At 72.2% G+C, this 16,074-nt stretch carries 15 protein-coding genes; 11 read left to right on the top strand and 4 right to left on the bottom strand.

The genetic code is table 11. From position 1 onward, the window contains the following. Positions 1–148 precede the first annotated feature (148 nt). Complete coding sequence (locus ACZ6C1_RS17265) at positions 149–1,738, top strand: GMC oxidoreductase (protein ID WP_469241793.1); 1,590 nt, start codon at positions 149–151, stop codon at positions 1,736–1,738. Here ACZ6C1_RS17265 and ACZ6C1_RS17260 read toward each other — a convergent pair. After that, positions 1,726–3,522 (bottom strand): AMP-dependent synthetase/ligase, encoded by a 1,797-nt coding sequence (locus ACZ6C1_RS17260; protein WP_469241791.1) that lies wholly within the window; start codon positions 3,520–3,522, stop codon positions 1,726–1,728. The genes ACZ6C1_RS17265 and ACZ6C1_RS17260 overlap by 13 nt on opposite strands. Before the next feature lie 257 nt (positions 3,523–3,779). Here ACZ6C1_RS17260 and ACZ6C1_RS17255 point away from each other — a divergent pair, with 257 nt between their 5' ends. From ACZ6C1_RS17255 to ACZ6C1_RS17230, 6 genes are all read left to right on the top strand, one after another. Next, positions 3,780–4,547, top strand: coding sequence for a metallophosphoesterase family protein (locus ACZ6C1_RS17255; protein WP_469241789.1), 768 nt, complete (start codon positions 3,780–3,782; stop codon positions 4,545–4,547). Positions 4,548–4,611: 64 nt separating this feature from the next. Next, positions 4,612–5,061: an SRPBCC family protein gene (locus tag ACZ6C1_RS17250; protein WP_469241788.1), complete on the top strand. Its 450-nt coding sequence runs from the start codon at positions 4,612–4,614 to the stop codon at positions 5,059–5,061. A gap of 39 nt (positions 5,062–5,100) precedes the next feature. Next, positions 5,101–6,231, top strand: a complete 1,131-nt coding sequence (locus ACZ6C1_RS17245; RefSeq protein WP_469241786.1) for an ArsA family ATPase — start codon at positions 5,101–5,103, stop codon at positions 6,229–6,231. Positions 6,232–6,269: 38 nt separating this feature from the next. Continuing rightward, entirely contained in the window at positions 6,270–6,731 is a 462-nt protein-coding gene (locus ACZ6C1_RS17240) for a DUF5304 domain-containing protein (protein WP_469241785.1), read from the top strand. Positions 6,732–6,781: 50 nt separating this feature from the next. Beyond that, the gene (locus tag ACZ6C1_RS17235; protein ID WP_469241783.1) at positions 6,782–7,723 is read left to right on the top strand and encodes an ROK family glucokinase; all 942 of its coding nucleotides are present in this window, start codon (positions 6,782–6,784) and stop codon (positions 7,721–7,723) included. A gap of 73 nt (positions 7,724–7,796) precedes the next feature. Next, positions 7,797–8,555: an endonuclease/exonuclease/phosphatase family protein gene (locus tag ACZ6C1_RS17230; RefSeq protein ID WP_469241782.1), complete on the top strand. Its 759-nt coding sequence runs from the start codon at positions 7,797–7,799 to the stop codon at positions 8,553–8,555. 18 nt (positions 8,556–8,573) lie between these two features. On the opposite strand, the gene ACZ6C1_RS17225 is transcribed toward ACZ6C1_RS17230, so the two are convergent. Both ACZ6C1_RS17225 and ACZ6C1_RS17220 read right to left on the bottom strand, forming a co-directional pair. Further along, on the bottom strand, positions 8,574–9,137 hold the full coding sequence (locus ACZ6C1_RS17225; RefSeq protein WP_469241781.1) for a hypothetical protein: 564 nt from the start codon (positions 9,135–9,137) through the stop codon (positions 8,574–8,576). Further along, positions 9,130–9,936 carry an alpha/beta hydrolase gene (locus ACZ6C1_RS17220; protein ID WP_469241780.1) on the bottom strand — a complete coding sequence of 269 codons (807 nt, stop codon included), beginning with the start codon at positions 9,934–9,936 and terminating at the stop codon, positions 9,130–9,132. The genes ACZ6C1_RS17225 and ACZ6C1_RS17220 overlap by 8 nt, the downstream gene beginning before the upstream one ends. Before the next feature lie 207 nt (positions 9,937–10,143). On the opposite strand from ACZ6C1_RS17220, the gene ACZ6C1_RS17215 reads away from it, so the two are divergent. The 4 genes from ACZ6C1_RS17215 (at position 10,144) to ACZ6C1_RS17200 (ending at position 13,948) form a co-directional block, all read left to right on the top strand. Continuing rightward, positions 10,144–10,890, top strand: coding sequence for a lysophospholipid acyltransferase family protein (locus ACZ6C1_RS17215; RefSeq protein WP_469241932.1), 747 nt, complete (start codon positions 10,144–10,146; stop codon positions 10,888–10,890). A gap of 28 nt (positions 10,891–10,918) precedes the next feature. Further along, positions 10,919–12,136, top strand: a complete 1,218-nt coding sequence (gene macS / locus ACZ6C1_RS17210) for a MacS family sensor histidine kinase (protein WP_469241779.1) — start codon at positions 10,919–10,921, stop codon at positions 12,134–12,136. Beyond that, the gene (locus ACZ6C1_RS17205; RefSeq protein WP_469241778.1) at positions 12,133–12,804 is read left to right on the top strand and encodes a response regulator; all 672 of its coding nucleotides are present in this window, start codon (positions 12,133–12,135) and stop codon (positions 12,802–12,804) included. Before macS ends, ACZ6C1_RS17205 begins: the two co-directional genes overlap by 4 nt. 115 nt (positions 12,805–12,919) lie before the next feature. Further along, entirely contained in the window at positions 12,920–13,948 is a 1,029-nt protein-coding gene (locus ACZ6C1_RS17200) for a 6-phosphofructokinase (RefSeq protein WP_469241777.1), read from the top strand. Positions 13,949–14,097: 149 nt separating this feature from the next. On the opposite strand, the gene ACZ6C1_RS17195 is transcribed toward ACZ6C1_RS17200, so the two are convergent. Beyond that, positions 14,098–15,972 (bottom strand): anthranilate synthase family protein, encoded by a 1,875-nt coding sequence (locus tag ACZ6C1_RS17195; RefSeq protein WP_469241776.1) that lies wholly within the window; start codon positions 15,970–15,972, stop codon positions 14,098–14,100. Positions 15,973–16,074 lie beyond the last annotated feature (102 nt).

Raw genomic sequence — 16,074 nt, 5'->3', positions numbered from 1 at the left:
CTGCACGGCCCCGCCCCGGCCGTCGTCCGGGTGTGGGCCGGTTCATCCACCGGTGGAGGGCGAGTCGTCAGGGGCTCGGGGCGCGGCACCCGGAATCCGGGCCCCGCGCCCTATGGGCGGAGCCCAAGGTTCCGTCGATGCTGCGACCATGACACCAAAACTGACGCGCCGTCACCTCCTCGGTCTCGGCGCCCTCCAGACCGCCGCCGCCCTCGGACTCACCCGCATCGGCCGGGCGAACGCCGCGGGACACGGCACCGCCCTCGTCATCGGCTCCGGCTACGGCGGCGCCGTCGCGGCGCTCCGGCTCGGCGAGGCGGGGGTGCGGACCACCGTCCTCGAGATGGGCGCCCTGTGGAAGAGCCCCGGACCGGACGGGCGGGTCTTCTGCTCGACCGGCGCGCCCGACCACCGGTCCATGTGGTTCCGCACCCGCACCGAGGCGCCGCTCGCCACGTTCCTCTGGCTGGACGTCGTCAACAAGGACATCAGCCCCTACCCCGGAGTCCTCGACCGGGTGCGGTTCGCCGACATGTCGGTGTACGTCGGGAGGGGCGTGGGAGGCGGGTCCCTCGTCAACGGCGGCATGGCCGTCACCCCGCAACGCGCGTACTTCTCCGAGGTGCTGCCCCGCGTGGACGCCGACGAGATGTACGGCACGTACTTCCCGCGCGCCAACGCCATGCTCGGCGTCAACACCATCGACCCCGCCTGGTTCGAGTCGACCGAGTGGTACCGCTTCAGCCGCGTCTCGCGGAAGCACGCGGCGAACGCGGGGCTGGGAACGACGTTCGTCCCGAGCGTGTACGACTTCGGCCACATGCGGCGCGAGGCGGCGGGCACCGCCCCCAGGTCCGCGCTGGGCGGCGAGGTCATCTACGGCAACAACCACGGCAAGCGCAGCCTCGACCGCACCTACCTCGCCGCCGCTCTGGGCACCGGGAACGTCACCATCGAGACGCTCCACCGCGCCAGAACCGTACGAAGAGAGGCGGACGGCACCTACGTGGTGACGGCCGACCGGATCGACGCCGGCGGGAAGGTGGTCGAGACCCGGGAGTTCGGCTGCGAGCGGCTCTTCCTGGCCGCGGGGAGTCTCGGGACCACCGAGCTGCTGCTGCGCGCCCGGGAGACCGGCGCCCTGCCCGGGCTGAACGCCGACATCGGCAGGGGGTGGGGTCCCAACGGCAACGTCATGACGGGCCGGGCCAACCACGTCTGGGACACCGTCGGGGCCAACCAGTCGACCATGCCGGTGCTGGGCATCGACGACCCCGCCCACGGGGTGTTCGCCGAGATCGCCCCCCTGCCCACCGGCCTGGAGCACTGGGTGAGCCTGTATCTGGCCATCACCAGGAACCCGGAGCGGGGTACGTTCACCTACGACCGGGTGACGGACGCGGTCGGGCTGGACTGGAGCCGGGCACAGAGCGCGGTGTCGGTGGCTTCGGCGAAGAGGCTCTTCGACCGGATCAACGCCAGGAACGGCACCATCTACCGGTACGACCTCTTCGGCGGCAACAAGACCTTCGCCGACGACTTCACCTACCACCCGCTGGGCGGGTGCGTGCTGGGCAGGGCCACTGATGATTACGGGCGAGTGCGGGGGGCGCCGGGGGTGTACGTGACCGATGGAGCCCTCATCCCGGGCTCCATCGGCGTCAATCCGTTCGTGACCATCACGGCCCTGGCCGAAAGGACCATGAGCCGGGTTCTCGCCGAGGATTACGCGCGGTAGATCGCTTCGATCTCGTCCGCGAAGTCCTTCGCCACCACATTGCGCTTGAGCTTCAGCGACGGCGTGATGTGACCGGCCTCCTCCGTGAACTGGGAGGTGAGAATGCGGAATTTCCGCACCGATTCCGCCTTGGAGACCGCCGCGTTGCCGTCGTCCACGGCCCGCTGCACCTCCGCCAGCAGGTCCGGGTCCTCGCGCAGCGACGCCGCCGTCGAACCGGCCGGCTTGCCGCGCTCGGCGGCCCAGCGGCCGAGGAACTCCTCGTCGATGGTGACCAGCGCGCCCACGAACGGGCGGCCGTCGCCCACCACCATGCACTCCGCGACCAGCGCGTGGCCGCGGATGCGGTCCTCGATCACCGCGGGGGCGACGTTCTTGCCGCCCGCGGTGACCAGGATCTCCTTCTTCCGGCCCGTGATGGCCAGGTAGCCGTCCTCGTCCAGCGTGCCGATGTCACCGGTGTGGAACCAGCCGTCGGCCAGCGCCTCGGCGGTCGCCGACTCGTTCTTCCAGTAGCCCGAGAAGACGTGCTCGCCGTGGACGAGCACCTCGCCGTCGTCGGCGATGCGGACGACCGAGCCCGGCAGCGGCTGCCCGACCGTGCCGATCTTGGGGCGGTCGTACGGGTTGAACGCGGTCGCCGCGCACGTCTCCGTCAGGCCGTAGCCCTCCAGGACCGTGAGGCCGATGCCCCGGTAGAAGTGACCGAGCCGCTCGCCCAGCGGCGCGCCGCCCGAGACGGCCGCCTGACAGCGCCCGCCCAGGACCGCGCGGAGCTTGCTGTAGACCAGCTTGTCGAAGACGAAGTGCTTCAGCTTCAGGCCCAGCGACGGGCCCTCGGGGCTGGACGTGGCGCGGCTGTAGTCGATGGCCGTCTGCGCGGCCTTGTCGAAGATCTTGCCCTTGCCCTCCGCCTGCGCCTTGGCGCGGGCCGAGTTGTACACCTTCTCGAAGACGCGCGGGACGCCCAGGATCAGCGTCGGCTTGAAGGCGGCGAGCTCGTCGGTGAGCTCCTTGATGTCCGGCACGCAGCCGAGGCGGATCGGCGCCAGGACGGAGCCCACCTCGATCAGCCGCCCGAAGACGTGCGCGGCCGGCAGGAAGAGCAGGGCCGAGCACTCGCCCGTGCGGAACAGCGGCTTGAGGCGCTCCACGACATTGCCGCACTCGGCGAAGAAGTTCCGGTGCGTCAGCACACAGCCCTTGGGGCGGCCGGTGGTGCCCGAGGTGTAGACGATCGTCGCGATGTCGTCGGCCTTGGCGGCGGAGGTCGCCTCGTCGACGGCCTCGTCCGGGACGTCGGCCCCGAGAGCGGTCAGCTCCTCGACGCCGCCCTGGTCCAGGCGCCAGACGTGCCGCAGTTCCGGCAGGTTCCCGCGTACGGACTCGACCGCGGCCGCGTGCGCCTCGGCCTCCACGATCACCGCGACCGCGCCCGAGTCGCCCAGGATCCACTGCACCTGCTCGGCGGAGCTGGTCTCGTAGACCGGCACCGTCACCGCGCCGGCGCTCCAGATCGCGAAGTCCAGCTGAACCCACTCGTAGCGGGTGCGGGAGATCAGGGCGACCCGGTCGCCGGGGCGTACGCCCTGGGCGATCAGGCCCTTGGCGGCGGCCCGGACCTCGGCGAGGAACTGGGTCGCGGTGACATCCGTCCACGCGCCGGCCACCTTGCGGCCCATCACGGCGACATCTGGGTGCTGAGCGGCATTGCGGCGGATGAGATCCGTCAGGTTGCCGTCCGTGGGGACCTCGTACAGGGCCGGAAGGCTGAACTCGCGCAAAACTGCTGCTCCTCATCGGGCGCCGGCGCCACGGCTCTGTGTGATGCACCGGATGCGGTCCAAGATCGGGCAGGTGCTCGGTGGGGGTGAGCACGACCGGACTGCCCGGACGTTACCCACCAGTACTCGGTTCCCGATAGGGGAGCTGGCCAGATGTTTGCTGCGTCACACGTCATTGGCTGTACTTGACGCACAGTAGTCCACATTCGCGGGGACTCGGAAGTAACCGCAGGTCCGACCCCCTAAGCTGGGTCTTCATGCGAGTTCATGTGGTCAGTGACGTGCACGGTAACGCCGAGGGCCTGGCCACGGCGGGAGAGGGCGCCGACGCCCTGATATGCCTGGGTGACCTGGTGCTCTTCCTCGACTACCACGACCGTTCGCGCGGCATCTTCCCGGAGCTCTTCGGCGTCGAGAACGCGGACCTGATCGTCGAACTCCGCACCGCCCGCCGGTTCGAGGAGGCGCGGGAGCTCGGCCGCCGCCTCTGGGCCGAGCTGGACATCGACCGCGAAACCGCCATCGAGGCGGCCGTGCGCCGCCAGTACGCCGCGCTGTTCGCCGCCTTCCCGACGCCGACGTACGCCACGTACGGGAACGTCGACATCCCCGCCCTCTGGCACGAGTACGCCGGCCCCGGCACCACCGTCCTCGACGGACAGCGCGTCGAGCTGGGCGGCCGGGTCTTCGGTTTCGTCGGCGGCGGGCTGCGCACCCCGATGCGCACGCCCTACGAGATCTCCGACGAGGAGTACGCGGCGAAGGTCGAGGCCCTGGGCGAGGTGGACGTGCTGTGCTCCCACATCCCGCCGGAGGTGCCGGAGCTGACGTACGACACCGTCGCGCGCCGCTTCGAACGCGGCAGCCGGGCCCTGCTCGACGCGATCCGCCGCACCCGGCCCAGGTACGCCCTCTTCGGCCACGTCCACCAGCCGCTGGTCCGGCGGATGAGGGTGGGCGCGACCGAGTGCGTGAACGTCGGACATTTCGCGGCGACCGGAAGGCCATGGGCCCTGGAATGGTGAGACCCGCCCACGCGATAGCCTTCACCCCACACAAACCCGGTACCGCACTGGAGGAGCCACGGCGATGGCGGAACACACCAGCTCGAGCATTGAGATCGAGGCGGCACCGGCCGACGTCATGGGAGTGATCGCCGACTTCGCGCGCTACCCGGAGTGGACGGGTGAGGTGAAGGAGGCGGAGGTCCTGGAGAAGGACGCCGCCGGCCGCGCCGAGAAGGTCCGCCTGCTGCTCGACGCCGGCGCGATCAAGGACGACCACACCCTGGCGTACACCTGGACCGGCGACAACGAGGTCAGCTGGACGCTGGTCAAGTCCCAGATGCTCCGCGCGCTGGACGGCTCCTACCGCCTCCAGCCGCGGGACGGCGGCGCCCGTACCGAGGTCACCTACCAGCTGACGGTCGACGTCAAGATCCCCATGCTGGGCATGATCAAGCGCAAGGCCGAGAAGGTCATCATCGACCGCGCCCTGGCCGGCCTGAAGAAGCGCGTCGAGTCCACCTCCAAGGCCTGACCCCGGGGTCCGCGCCCCCTCCCGGTAGCGTGGGGCTCCATGCGAACCATCCTCGTCACCGGCCCCGGCGGCTCCGGGCGTACGACCGTCGCCGCCGCGACCGCCTGGGGCGGGGCCCGGCGGGGGCAGCGGGTCCTGTTCGTCACCGGTGACCGGGCGCTGCCCGACGGCTGGTCCGACGGCGACGGCGGCGACCGACCGGTCGTGCGCCGTATCGACTCCGGCGCCCACTTCCGCGCCGAGATCCTCGCCTTCCAGGAGCGCGCCGCCACCGCCCTCGGGCTGCTCGGCGCCACCCCGCTCGCCGACGAGGAGCTCACCGAGCTCCCCGGCAGCGACCGGTTCGCGCTGCTGAGCGCCCTCAAGGACGCCGCCTCCGGCGACTGGGACCTCGTCGTCGTCGACCTGCCGCCCGTCCTCGACGCCGTCGCCGTACTCGCCCTGCCCGAGCAGCTTCGCCGCTACCTGCGCCGCCTCCTGCCCCCCGAGCGGCAGGCCGCCCGCGCGCTGCGCCCGATGCTCGCCCAGCTCGCCGGGGTACCGATGCCCGCCGAGTGGCTGTACGAGACCGCCGCCCGCCGGGACGCCGAACTCGCCGCCGTCCAGGCCATGATCGAGGACCCGGCGACCACCGTCCGGCTCGTCGCCGAACCGGGCCCGGCCGCCACCGGGACGCTGCGCACCGCCCAGGCGGGGCTGGCCCTGCACCGCCTCGCCGTGGAGCCGGTCGTCGCCAACCGGATGCTGCCCACCGAGTCCCCCGACCCCTGGCTCTCGGGCCTCGCCGCCCAGCAGCAGGCGCACCTCAAGTCGCTGGGCGAGGTGCGCGAGCTGCCGCACCTCGGGCGCGACCCCCTTACCGCCGGTGACCTGGCGCTCCTGGAGCCGCCCGCCGCCCCGCCGGCCCCCGCGCCGGAGTGGACCGTGGAGGACCGGCGGGAGAGCGACGGCGTCCTGGTCTGGCGCATCCCCCTGCCCGGCGCCACCAAGCCGGACCTCGGGCTCGTCCGCCGGGGCGACGAACTCGTCCTCACGACCGGACCGTTCCGCCGCGTCGTCCCCCTGCCCTCCGCGCTGCGCCGCTGCACCGTCTCCGGGGCGGGCCTGGCCGACGGGCTGCTGAGCGTCCGCTTCACACCCGACCCGGATTTGTGGCCCCGCACGCGGTAACGTCGGGGGTATCACCCACGCTGCCGCAGGAGTACGCCATGAGCGATGCCACCCAGCATCCCGACGCCGACGCCTGGGCGAAGGCCTGCGCCGAGGACCTGGCCGCCGAGCGGTCCCGCCGCCGCGGCACCGAGGGCCCGCCGCCCGGCACCGCCGCCGAGGAACTGCGCAAGCTCGTCGACGCGGTCGCCGACAAGGTCGCCTCGCTGCGCACCCCGCTGCTGGGCATGGGCGCCCAGAACGCCGTGCAGCAGCTCGTCGGCCAGGCGAAGGCCGCCGTCGAGCCGGTCATCGAGCGCAACCCGCAGGTCTTCGACCACCTCGCCGCCGCCGGCAACGAACTGCTGGCCGCCTACCGCTCCGCCGTCGAGGGCCAGGAGCGCCGCTGGACCCGTGGGCCGGACGCCCCCGGTCCGGACGCTCCCGGGCCGGGCGGCGGGCCGGACGGGAAGCGGGACGACGGCGGCCCTGGCACGACCGAGCACATCGACCTCGACTGACACCGGGTACGGTTGGCCGTAGCGGGGCTCGACCGAAAACTGAGGGACACATGGGACTCACCATCGGCGTCGACATCGGCGGCACGAAGATCGCGGCCGGAGTGGTCGACGAAGAGGGCACGATCCTCGACACCCACAAGGTGCCCACCCCGCCGACCGCCGAAGGCATCGTCGACGCGATCTGCGCGGCCGTCTCCGAGGCCGGCAAGGGCCACGACATCGAGGCGGTCGGCATCGGTGCCGCCGGGTACGTCGACGACAAGCGCGCCACGGTCCTCTTCGCGCCGAACATCCACTGGCGGCACGAGCCGCTGAAGGACAAGGTCGAACAGCGGGTCGGCCTGCCGGTGGTCGTGGAGAACGACGCCAACGCCGCGGCCTGGGGCGAGTACAAGTTCGGTGCGGGCAAGGGGCACGAGGACGTCATCTGCATCACCCTCGGTACCGGCCTCGGCGGCGGCATCATCATCGGCAACAAGCTGCGCCGCGGCCGCTTCGGCGTGGCCGCCGAGTTCGGCCACATCCGGGTCGTCCCGGACGGCCTGCTGTGCGGCTGCGGCAGCCAGGGCTGCTGGGAGCAGTACGCGTCGGGGCGCGCCCTCGTGCGGTACGCCAAGCAGCGCGCCAACGCCACTCCGGAGAACGCCACGATCCTGCTGGGTCTGGGCGACGGGACCCCCGAGGGCATCCAGGGCAAGCACATCAGCGACGCCGCCCGCCAGGGCTGCCCGGTCGCCGTCGACTCCTTCCGCGAGCTGGCCCGCTGGGCCGGCGCGGGCCTGGCCGACCTCGCGTCGCTGTTCGACCCCTCCGCGTTCATCGTCGGCGGCGGCGTCTCGGACGAGGGCGAGCTGGTCCTCGGGCCGATCCGCAAGTCCTTCCGCCGGTGGCTGGTGGGCGGCCAGTACCGCCCCCACGCCCAGGTGCTCGCGGCCCAGCTTGGCGGCAAGGCCGGTCTGGTGGGCGCGGCCGACCTGGCCCGCCAGGGCTGAGTCACCCCGCTCGTACGACGGTGCCCGTCGCGTCCTCGCCCGGATGCGGCGGGCACCGTCATATCGTGCTCGTATGCCGATCACCGAACTGCCCAACTCGCGCACCGAGCCGGACGGTTCCGCCGTGGTCCGGGTGCTCAGCTACAACATCCGCTCGATGCGGGACGACGAGGACGCCCTCGCGCGGGTGATCCGGGCCTGCGCGCCGGACCTGGTGTTCGTCCAGGAGGCGCCGCGCTTCTTCCGCTGGCGCAAGCACGCCGCCCGGCTGGCCGCGAAGAGCGAGCTGCTGGTGCTGAGCGGCGGCGCGACCGCGTCCGGCCCGCTGCTGCTGTGCTCGCTGCGGGCGACCGTCGAGCGCACGGAGGACGTGCTGCTGCCGCTGACCCCGGGGCTGCACCGGCGGGGCTTCGCGACCGCGGTCGTACGCATCGGGGGCGCCCGGCTGGGCCTGCTGAGCTGTCACCTGAGCCTCCAGGCCCGGGAGCGGTACGACCAGGCCGGGATGCTCCTGGACCGGCTGGCCGCCCTCGACGTCCCGCACGCGATCGCGGCCGGCGACATCAACGAGCGGCCGGACGGACGCGCGTTCCAGCGGCTGGCGGCCGAGCTGCAGGACTGCTGGACCGCGAGCCCCTGGGGCGGTGAGTACAGCTCAATCCCCGGTGACCCGCATCAGCGCATCGACGCGATCTTCGCCACCAAGGGGATCGAGGTACTGGGCTGTGGCGTCCCCCGTCCGCGGGACCTGCCGGGTCTCGACGACACCGATCTGCGGGCGGCCACGGACCACCTGCCGGTGCTGGCCGCGCTCAGGGTGCCGGCAGGCTGAGCCGTCCTCGGGGGTCGGTCAGACGACCGCCCCGCGGCCGGGGTCGTCGTCGTCCTCCTCGTCGCCGGTCCGCATCCGGGCCACCAGGGTGGCGAAGCCGCCCAGGAAGCCGCCGATGCACAAGGTGGTGAGCCACCAGGTCATGTCCCACTGGAGTATCACCGCGAGCAGCATCAGCACCGGGCCCCCGACGACCCCGATCCAGGCGAACTTGGCGGTCGCGTCGGCCTCCGGCAGCGGCGGCGGCTCCGGCGGCACGAAGTGGCCCTCGTCGGTGTCGTCGAGGTCGTCGTCCTTCGCCTCGGGCGTCTCGTAGTCGCGCGGGCCCCCGCCGCCGACGCCCGGGGCGAACACCACGGAGCTGCCCAGCGGCTTGTCCGGCTTCACGGGGTCCACGGAGCTGCCCTCCGGTACGTCGTTGACGTCGTCGTCGGGCAGGGCCAGGTCCTCGATCGACTTGAACGGCTTGGCGCCCGGCGGGTCCGCCGGCTCCTCGCCGTATCCGGCGACGATCGCAGCCCAGGCCGCCTCCTCGTCGAACGGCTGCTCGTCCCTCTTGTCCGAGTCGTGCTGTTCAGCCACCGGTCGTGCTCCCTCCGCGGGCCTCCGGCATGGGGGACCCCATCGTGCCGACGCTCGGAGCGAGCCGGCCGACGAACGCGTAACTCTCCTCGAAGATCCGCTCCGCGTCGTGGTCCAACGTCGCCACGTGGTAGCTCTGTTCCAGCAGGATCTCCTTGACGTCCGTGGAGGAGATCCGGCTGAGGATCCGCGCCGAGTCGGCGGGCGGCACGACATGGTCCTGCGGGCTGTGCAGCAGCACCACCGGCTGCGTGACCTGCGGCAGCTCGCGGTCCACGATCCGGAAGAACTGCCGTACCGAGTGCGCGGCGTGCAGCGGTACCCGGTCGTAGCCGAGCTCCGTCACGCCCTCCTTGGCGATGTCGCTGACGATGCCCGGCTGGGACGGGACGAGGTGGCGCACCACGGGCAGCGCGTGGGCGGCGAGGCCGTGGATCTTGTTCGCCGGGTTCACGAGAACGAGGCCCTTCACGGCGTCGCCGTGCTTGGCGGCCAGCCGCAGGGACAGCGCGCCGCCCATGGAGAGCCCGAAGACGAAGACGTCACGGCACCGCTCCCGCAGGGAACGCAGCTCGCGGTCCACCTCGGCGTACCAGTCCTGCCAGCTGGTGACCTGCATGTCCTGCCAGCGCGTGCCGTGCCCGGGCAGCAGCGGCAGCGACACGGTGAGGCCGCGCTCGGCCAGATGTTCGGCCCAAGGCCGCAGCGACTGCGGCGAACCGGTGAAGCCGTGACAGAGCAGCACGCCGACCTCTCCGCCCTCGTGGCGGTACGGCTCGGCTCCAGGGAGGACCGGCACCGGGGTCTCCTGTTCGGGGGGTTCGATGGGTCTCGGGAAGGTGTACTTCACCGTACGCGACCGGGCTGACACCGACCAGATCCGTCGCCACCCCCGCATGGCCGCCGGAGTGGGAGCGGGCGCGGCCGGGGGCGGGAGCGGGGGTGCCACTCGGGTTAAGGTCTGATCGACGGAACACAGGAGGCATTCGAGTTGATCTACGGCGCAATGAAGTTCTCCATCGGAGGGTCGCTGAAGCTTGCCTTCAGGCCCTGGGTGGAGGGCCTCGAGAACATTCCCGCCGAGGGGCCGGCGATCCTCGCGAGCAACCACCTCTCCTTCTCGGACTCCTTCTTCCTGCCGGCGGTCCTGGACCGCAAGGTGACCTTCATCGCGAAGGCGGAGTACTTCACCTCGCCCGGGGTGAAGGGCAGGCTCACCGCCGCGTTCTTCAAGGGCGTAGGCCAGCTCCCGGTGGACCGCTCGGGCGCGCGCGGTGCGGGGGAGGCCGCGATCAAGAGCGGTATCGAGGTCATCGAGCGCGGTGAGCTGTTCGGCATCTACCCGGAGGGCACCCGTTCGCCCGACGGCCGGCTCTACCGCGGCAAGCCGGGCGGTCTCGCGCGCGTGGCGCTGGCCACCGGCGCGCCGGTGATCCCCGTCGCCATGATCGACACCGAGAAGATCCAGCCGCCCGGCAAGGTCATCCCGAAGCTGATGCGCCCGGGGATCCGCATCGGCAAGCCGCTGGACTTCAGCCGCTACCAGGGCATGGACGGTGACCGCTTCATCCTGCGGTCGGTCACCGACGAGGTCATGTACGAGATCATGAAGCTCTCCGGCCAGGAGTACGTCGACATCTACGCGACGGCGGCCAAGCGGCAGATCGCCGACGCGGAGAAGGCCGCCAAGGAGGCGGCGAAGGAAGCGGCCAGGGAAGCGGCGAAGGCCGAACGGGATCAGTCCGGCGCGTAACCGCGTCGTTCGTCCAGGGGTGGGGGAGTTGGCCAGGCGCGAGCGTGTCGTCCGCATGTCCGTGGAGCAGCCGCTGTGGCGGGCGCTGACCGCGTACCGCGTCCTCACCATGGGCTACGCGGTGCTCCTGTTCGTCTTCACCCGGGACAAGTTCGAACGGCCCTGGGTGGCTGTCGCGTTCCTCGCCGTGATGTCCGTCTGGACCCTGGCCACCCTCCCGAAGGTGGCCGGGGCCGCCGCCTGCACCAAGCGGTTCCTGGTCGCGGACCTGGCCGTCGCCCTCACCGGCATCCTGCTCACCCCGGTCGCCGACGTGCACGCCCAGTCGTTCGACGGACCGACGCTGCCGAGCATCTGGACGGCCGGTTCGGTCCTCGCCTACGCCATCAAGGGCGGCTGGCGGTGGGCCGCCTTCGCGTCCTCCCTGGTCGCCGTCGCCAACGTCGTCGAGCGCGGCGACCCCAGCAGGGACACCCTGCACAATGTGCTGCTGGTGTGGGTCGCCTCCATAGCGATCGGTTACGTCGTCGAGGTCGCCCGCGCCTCCGAGCGGACCCTGGCGCGGGCCCTGGAGATCGAGGCGGCCACCCGCGAACGGGAGCGGCTGGCCCGCGACATCCACGACTCCGTCCTCCAGGTGCTGGCCATGGTCCAGCGCCGGGGCACGGCACTGGGCGGGGAGGCCGCCGAGCTGGGCCGGATGGCGGGGGAGCAGGAGGTCGCGCTGCGCACCCTGGTCGCGGGCGGCCTGACCCGGACGTCCCACGTCTCGGAGGACGAGTCGCTGGGTGCCTTCGTCCGCGAGGTGGACGAGCCGGACGACGACGGCCCCGCCGACCTGCGCACCCTGCTCGCCCCGCACGCCGGCGCCCGGGTCACCTTCTCCGAACCGGGGGCTCCGGTGCTGCTGGCGCCCGCCGCGGCGAAGGAGCTGGCGGCCGCTGTCGGTGCCGCCCTGGACAATGTCCGCAGACACGCGGGCGAGGGCGCGAGGGCGTGGATCCTGGTCGAGGACTGGCCGGACGAGGTGATCGTGACGGTGCGGGACGACGGGCCGGGCATCCCGGAGGGGCGGCTCGCGCAGGCGGAGGGCGAGGGACGGCTCGGCGTCGCGCAGTCCATCCGGGGCCGGCTCCGGGACCTGGGAGGCGCCGCCGAGCTGATCTCGGTGCCGGGGCAGGGCACAGAAGTCGAGTTGAAGGTTCCACGGGTTCCACGGGACCCACGGGGGAAGGCAGGGAAATGAGCGAGCAGCCGATCAAGGTGATGGTGGTCGACGACCACCCCATGTGGCGGGACGCGGTCGCCCGGGACCTGGCGGAGGCCGGGTTCGACGTGGTGGCCACGGCCGGTGACGGCGAGCAGGCCGTGCGCCGGGCGCAGGCGACCACCCCCGACGTGCTGGTGCTGGACCTGAACCTGCCGGCCAAGCCCGGTGTCCAGGTCTGCAAGGAGCTCGTCGGCGCAAACCCGGCCCTGCGGGTGCTGGTGCTGTCCGCGAGCGGTGAGCACGCCGACGTACTGGAGGCGGTGAAGTCCGGGGCGACCGGGTATCTGCTGAAGTCGGCCAGCACCGACGAGCTGCTCGACGCCGTACGCCGGACGGCCGCCGGCGACCCGGTCTTCACCCCGGGACTGGCCGGCCTGGTCCTCGGCGAGTACCGCCGCCTCGCCTCCGAGCCCCTGCCCGCCACCGGCGCGGACGAGCCCAAGGCCCCGCAGCTCACCGAGCGCGAGACCGAGGTGCTGCGGCTGGTCGCCAAGGGCCTGAGCTACAAGCAGATCGCCGAGCGCCTGGTCATCTCGCACCGCACCGTCCAGAACCACGTCCAGAACACCCTGGGCAAGCTCCAGCTCCACAACCGGGTCGAACTGGTGCGGTACGCGATAGAGCGCGGCCTGGACGACGCGTAACTCTCCTACGCCCGCCCGGATTTCACCTTTCGTACCGTCCCGGAGTGACGTACGTCACCACTAGCGTGACCGGCGTACGTCTCCATCGTCTCCATGACGGCGAAGGGAAGTATCCATGCGGGTCGGAGTACTGACCGGCGGCGGCGACTGCCCCGGTCTCAACGCGGTCATCCGCGCCATCGTCCGCAAGGGCGTCCAGGAGTACGGCTACGCCTTCACCGGCTTCCGGGACGGCTGGCGCGGCCCCCTGGAGGGCGACACCGCGCGCCTCGACATCCCCGCCGTGCGGGGCATCCTTCCGCGCGGCGGGACCATCCTCGGTTCCTCCCGCACCAACCCCCTCACGGCCGAGGACGGTGTCCGCCGCGTCAAGGAGACCCTCGCCGCGCACGACGTGGAAGCGCTGATCACGATCGGCGGCGAGGACACCCTCGGCGTCGCCGCGCGCCTGTGCGGCGAGTACGGCATCCCCTGTGTCGGCGTCCCCAAGACCATCGACAACGACCTGTCCGCCACCGACTACACCTTCGGCTTCGACACGGCGGTCGGCATAGCGACGGAGGCCATCGACCGCCTCCACACCACCGCCGAGTCCCACATGCGTGTCCTCGTCGTCGAGGTGATGGGCCGTCACGCCGGCTGGATAGCCCTGCACTCCGGCCTCGCGGGCGGCGCCAACGCCATCCTCATCCCCGAGCAGCGCTTCGACGTGGAGCAGGTCTGCTCCTGGGTGACCTCGCGCTTCCGGGCGTCGTACGCGCCGATCGTCGTCGTCGCCGAAGGCGCCGTGCCCAAGGACGGCGACATGGTGCTCAAGGATCAGACGCTGGACTCCTTCGGCCACGTCCGGCTCTCGGGCGTCGGCGAGTGGCTCGCCAAGGAGATCGAGAAGCGGACCGGCAAGGAGGCCCGCACCACCGTCCTCGGCCATGTCCAGCGCGGCGGCACCCCGAGCGCCTTCGACCGCTGGCTGGCCACCCGGTTCGGGCTGCACGCGATCGACGCGGTCCGGGACGGCGACTTCGGCACCATGGTCGCCCTGCGCGGCACGGACATCACCCGCGTACCGATCGGCGAGGCCACCGCGCGGCTGAAGACGGTGGACCCGAAGCTGTACGAGGAGGTCGGCGTCTTCTTCGGCTGAGCGCGGCCCCGGGGGGGGGGGGGGGGGGGGGGGGGGGGGGGGGGGGGGGGAGGGGGGGGGGGGGGGGGGTTTTGTTTTTTGGGGGGGGGGGGGGCGGGGGGGGGGGGGGGGTGGGCCCCCCCCCCCCCCCCCCCCACGGCCCGACGCGGTCACCGACGGCTGACGTCCAGCGCCCGCACCAGCTCCCGCACGACCGACGCGCCGCGCAGCGTCAGCACCGACTCCGGGTGGAACTGCACCCCCGCGAACCCGGGCCCGCGCAGCGCGTGCACCTCGCCGGTCACCGGGTCACGGCTCACCTCGACGCCGTGGGCCGCCAGCTCGCCGGCCGCCTCCTCGCCGCAGCGGGCCGCGAAGCTGTTGTAGAAACCGACCGTCTCCTCCGTACCGAACAGATCGATCCGCACCTGCGCCCCCTGGAAGGGCACCGCCTTGCGCACGATCGGCAGGCCCAGTTCGGCGGCGATCAGCTCGTGACCGAGGCACACGCCCAGCAGCCCGTGACGATGGCCGCGTACGAGTTCGGCGGTCAGCGCCCGCAGGGAGAGCATCTTCGGGTCGGCCGGGTCACCGGGATCACCCGGGCCGGGGCCCAGCACCACCGGGCCCTCGTGCGCGAGCGCCGCCTCCCGCAGCCCCGGCTCGTCGAACCGGCGGACGGTGACCCGCAGGCCCGAGGAGCGGAGCAGATGCGCCAGCATCGCGGTGAACGTGTCCTCGGCGTCCACCACCAGGGCGTGACCGGACAGCTCGGCCACCGGCTCCTGCATCTTCAGCCAGAACGGCGCCAGGTCGGCCCGGCGGGCGTCCAGCGCGGCCCGCACCCGCGGATCGTCGGCCAGCCGGGGCCGTACGGACTCGTCGCGCGGCCTGCCGGGACGTACCCCCAGCGCCGTCAGGACACCCGCCGCCTTGGCATGCGTCTCCGCGACCTCGCCCGCCGGGTCCGAGTGCCGCACCAGCGTGGCACCGACCGGGACGCGCAGCTCACCGGAGGCCGAGATGTCGGCGGTACGGATCAGGATCGGCGAGTCCAGGGTCTGCGACCCGCCCGCGTCCGTTCCGAGGAGCGCCAGCGCTCCCGCGTAGTAGCCGCGGCCGCCCGTCTCGTGCCGCTCGATGACCCGGCAGGCGTTCTGTACCGGCGAGCCGGTGACCGTCGCCGCGAACATCGTCTCGCGCAGCACCTCCCGTACGTCCAGCGAGGAACGGCCCCGCAGCTCGTACTCGGTGTGCGCGAGGTGCGCCATCTCCTTGAGCCTCGGCCCGATCACCACCCCGCCCATGTCCCCGACCGTGCACATCATCTTCAGCTCCTCGTCGACGACCATGGAGAGCTCGTCGGTCTCCTTGCGGTCGGCGAGGAACCCCAGCAGGTCCTCGGGCGTGGGCGCGCCGGAGGGGTAGCGGTACGTGCCGCTGATCGGATTCATCACGACCGTCCCGCCCGACATCCGCACGTGCACCTCGGGGCTGGCGCCGACCAGCGTGCGCTCCCCGGTGTGCACGACGTACGTCCAGTACGCCCCCCGCTCCCCGGCCAGCAACCGCCGGAACAGCGCCAGCGCGTCCCGCCGCCCGAACCCGGGGATCCGCCCCGTATAGGTGCGCCGGATGACGAAGTTCGCCCCCTCGCCGCGCCCGATCTCGTCCTCGATGACGCGGCGCACGGACCGCGCGTACTCCTCGTCGGACACGTCGAAGGCGCCGTCCTCGACCGTCACGTCGTGCGAGGGGAGCTGCTCCAGCGCCGTGGCCAGCGGCATCTCGTACGTCTCGTCGGCGACCAGCACGGACAGCGGCGTGCCGCCGTCCCGCACGTCGAAGCCCCGCTCCCGCATCTGCCGGAACGGCACCAGGGCGAGGGAGGGCCGGTCCCCGACGGGGATGTCGGCCAGGCGCTCCGCCTCGTGGACGGCGCCGATCAGCACCTCGACGGTGTCGTGGTCGCGGCCGGGGGTGCGGCGGCGCAGCAGGGCGAAGGGCGGGCAGGAGGAGTCGTCGAGCAGCCGGGAGAGGTCCACGGGGTGTTCCTTCCAGTCGAATGGATTCGGGTGGAGAGGAACGGCCCCGGAAACGGAAGAAGGCCGCCCCTCGGGCGGCCTTTCGCGTGTCTTACGGGTACG

The sequence above is a fragment of the Streptomyces sp. NPDC041796 genome, assembly GCF_055590785.1.
The sequence above is the reverse complement of the archived record's forward strand: the minus strand, read 5'-3'. Positions and strand labels throughout refer to the sequence as shown.

Coding starts and splice junctions, on each gene's coding strand:
- ACZ6C1_RS17265 (WP_469241793.1), top strand. CDS start 149: ATGACACCAAAACTGACGCGCCGTCACCTCCTCGGTCTCGGCGCCCTC.
- ACZ6C1_RS17255 (WP_469241789.1), top strand. CDS start 3,780: ATGCGAGTTCATGTGGTCAGTGACGTGCACGGTAACGCCGAGGGCCTG.
- ACZ6C1_RS17250 (WP_469241788.1), top strand. CDS start 4,612: ATGGCGGAACACACCAGCTCGAGCATTGAGATCGAGGCGGCACCGGCC.
- ACZ6C1_RS17245 (WP_469241786.1), top strand. CDS start 5,101: ATGCGAACCATCCTCGTCACCGGCCCCGGCGGCTCCGGGCGTACGACC.
- ACZ6C1_RS17240 (WP_469241785.1), top strand. CDS start 6,270: ATGAGCGATGCCACCCAGCATCCCGACGCCGACGCCTGGGCGAAGGCC.
- ACZ6C1_RS17235 (WP_469241783.1), top strand. CDS start 6,782: ATGGGACTCACCATCGGCGTCGACATCGGCGGCACGAAGATCGCGGCC.
- ACZ6C1_RS17230 (WP_469241782.1), top strand. CDS start 7,797: ATGCCGATCACCGAACTGCCCAACTCGCGCACCGAGCCGGACGGTTCC.
- ACZ6C1_RS17215 (WP_469241932.1), top strand. CDS start 10,144: ATGAAGTTCTCCATCGGAGGGTCGCTGAAGCTTGCCTTCAGGCCCTGG.
- ACZ6C1_RS17205 (WP_469241778.1), top strand. CDS start 12,133: ATGAGCGAGCAGCCGATCAAGGTGATGGTGGTCGACGACCACCCCATG.
- ACZ6C1_RS17200 (WP_469241777.1), top strand. CDS start 12,920: ATGCGGGTCGGAGTACTGACCGGCGGCGGCGACTGCCCCGGTCTCAAC.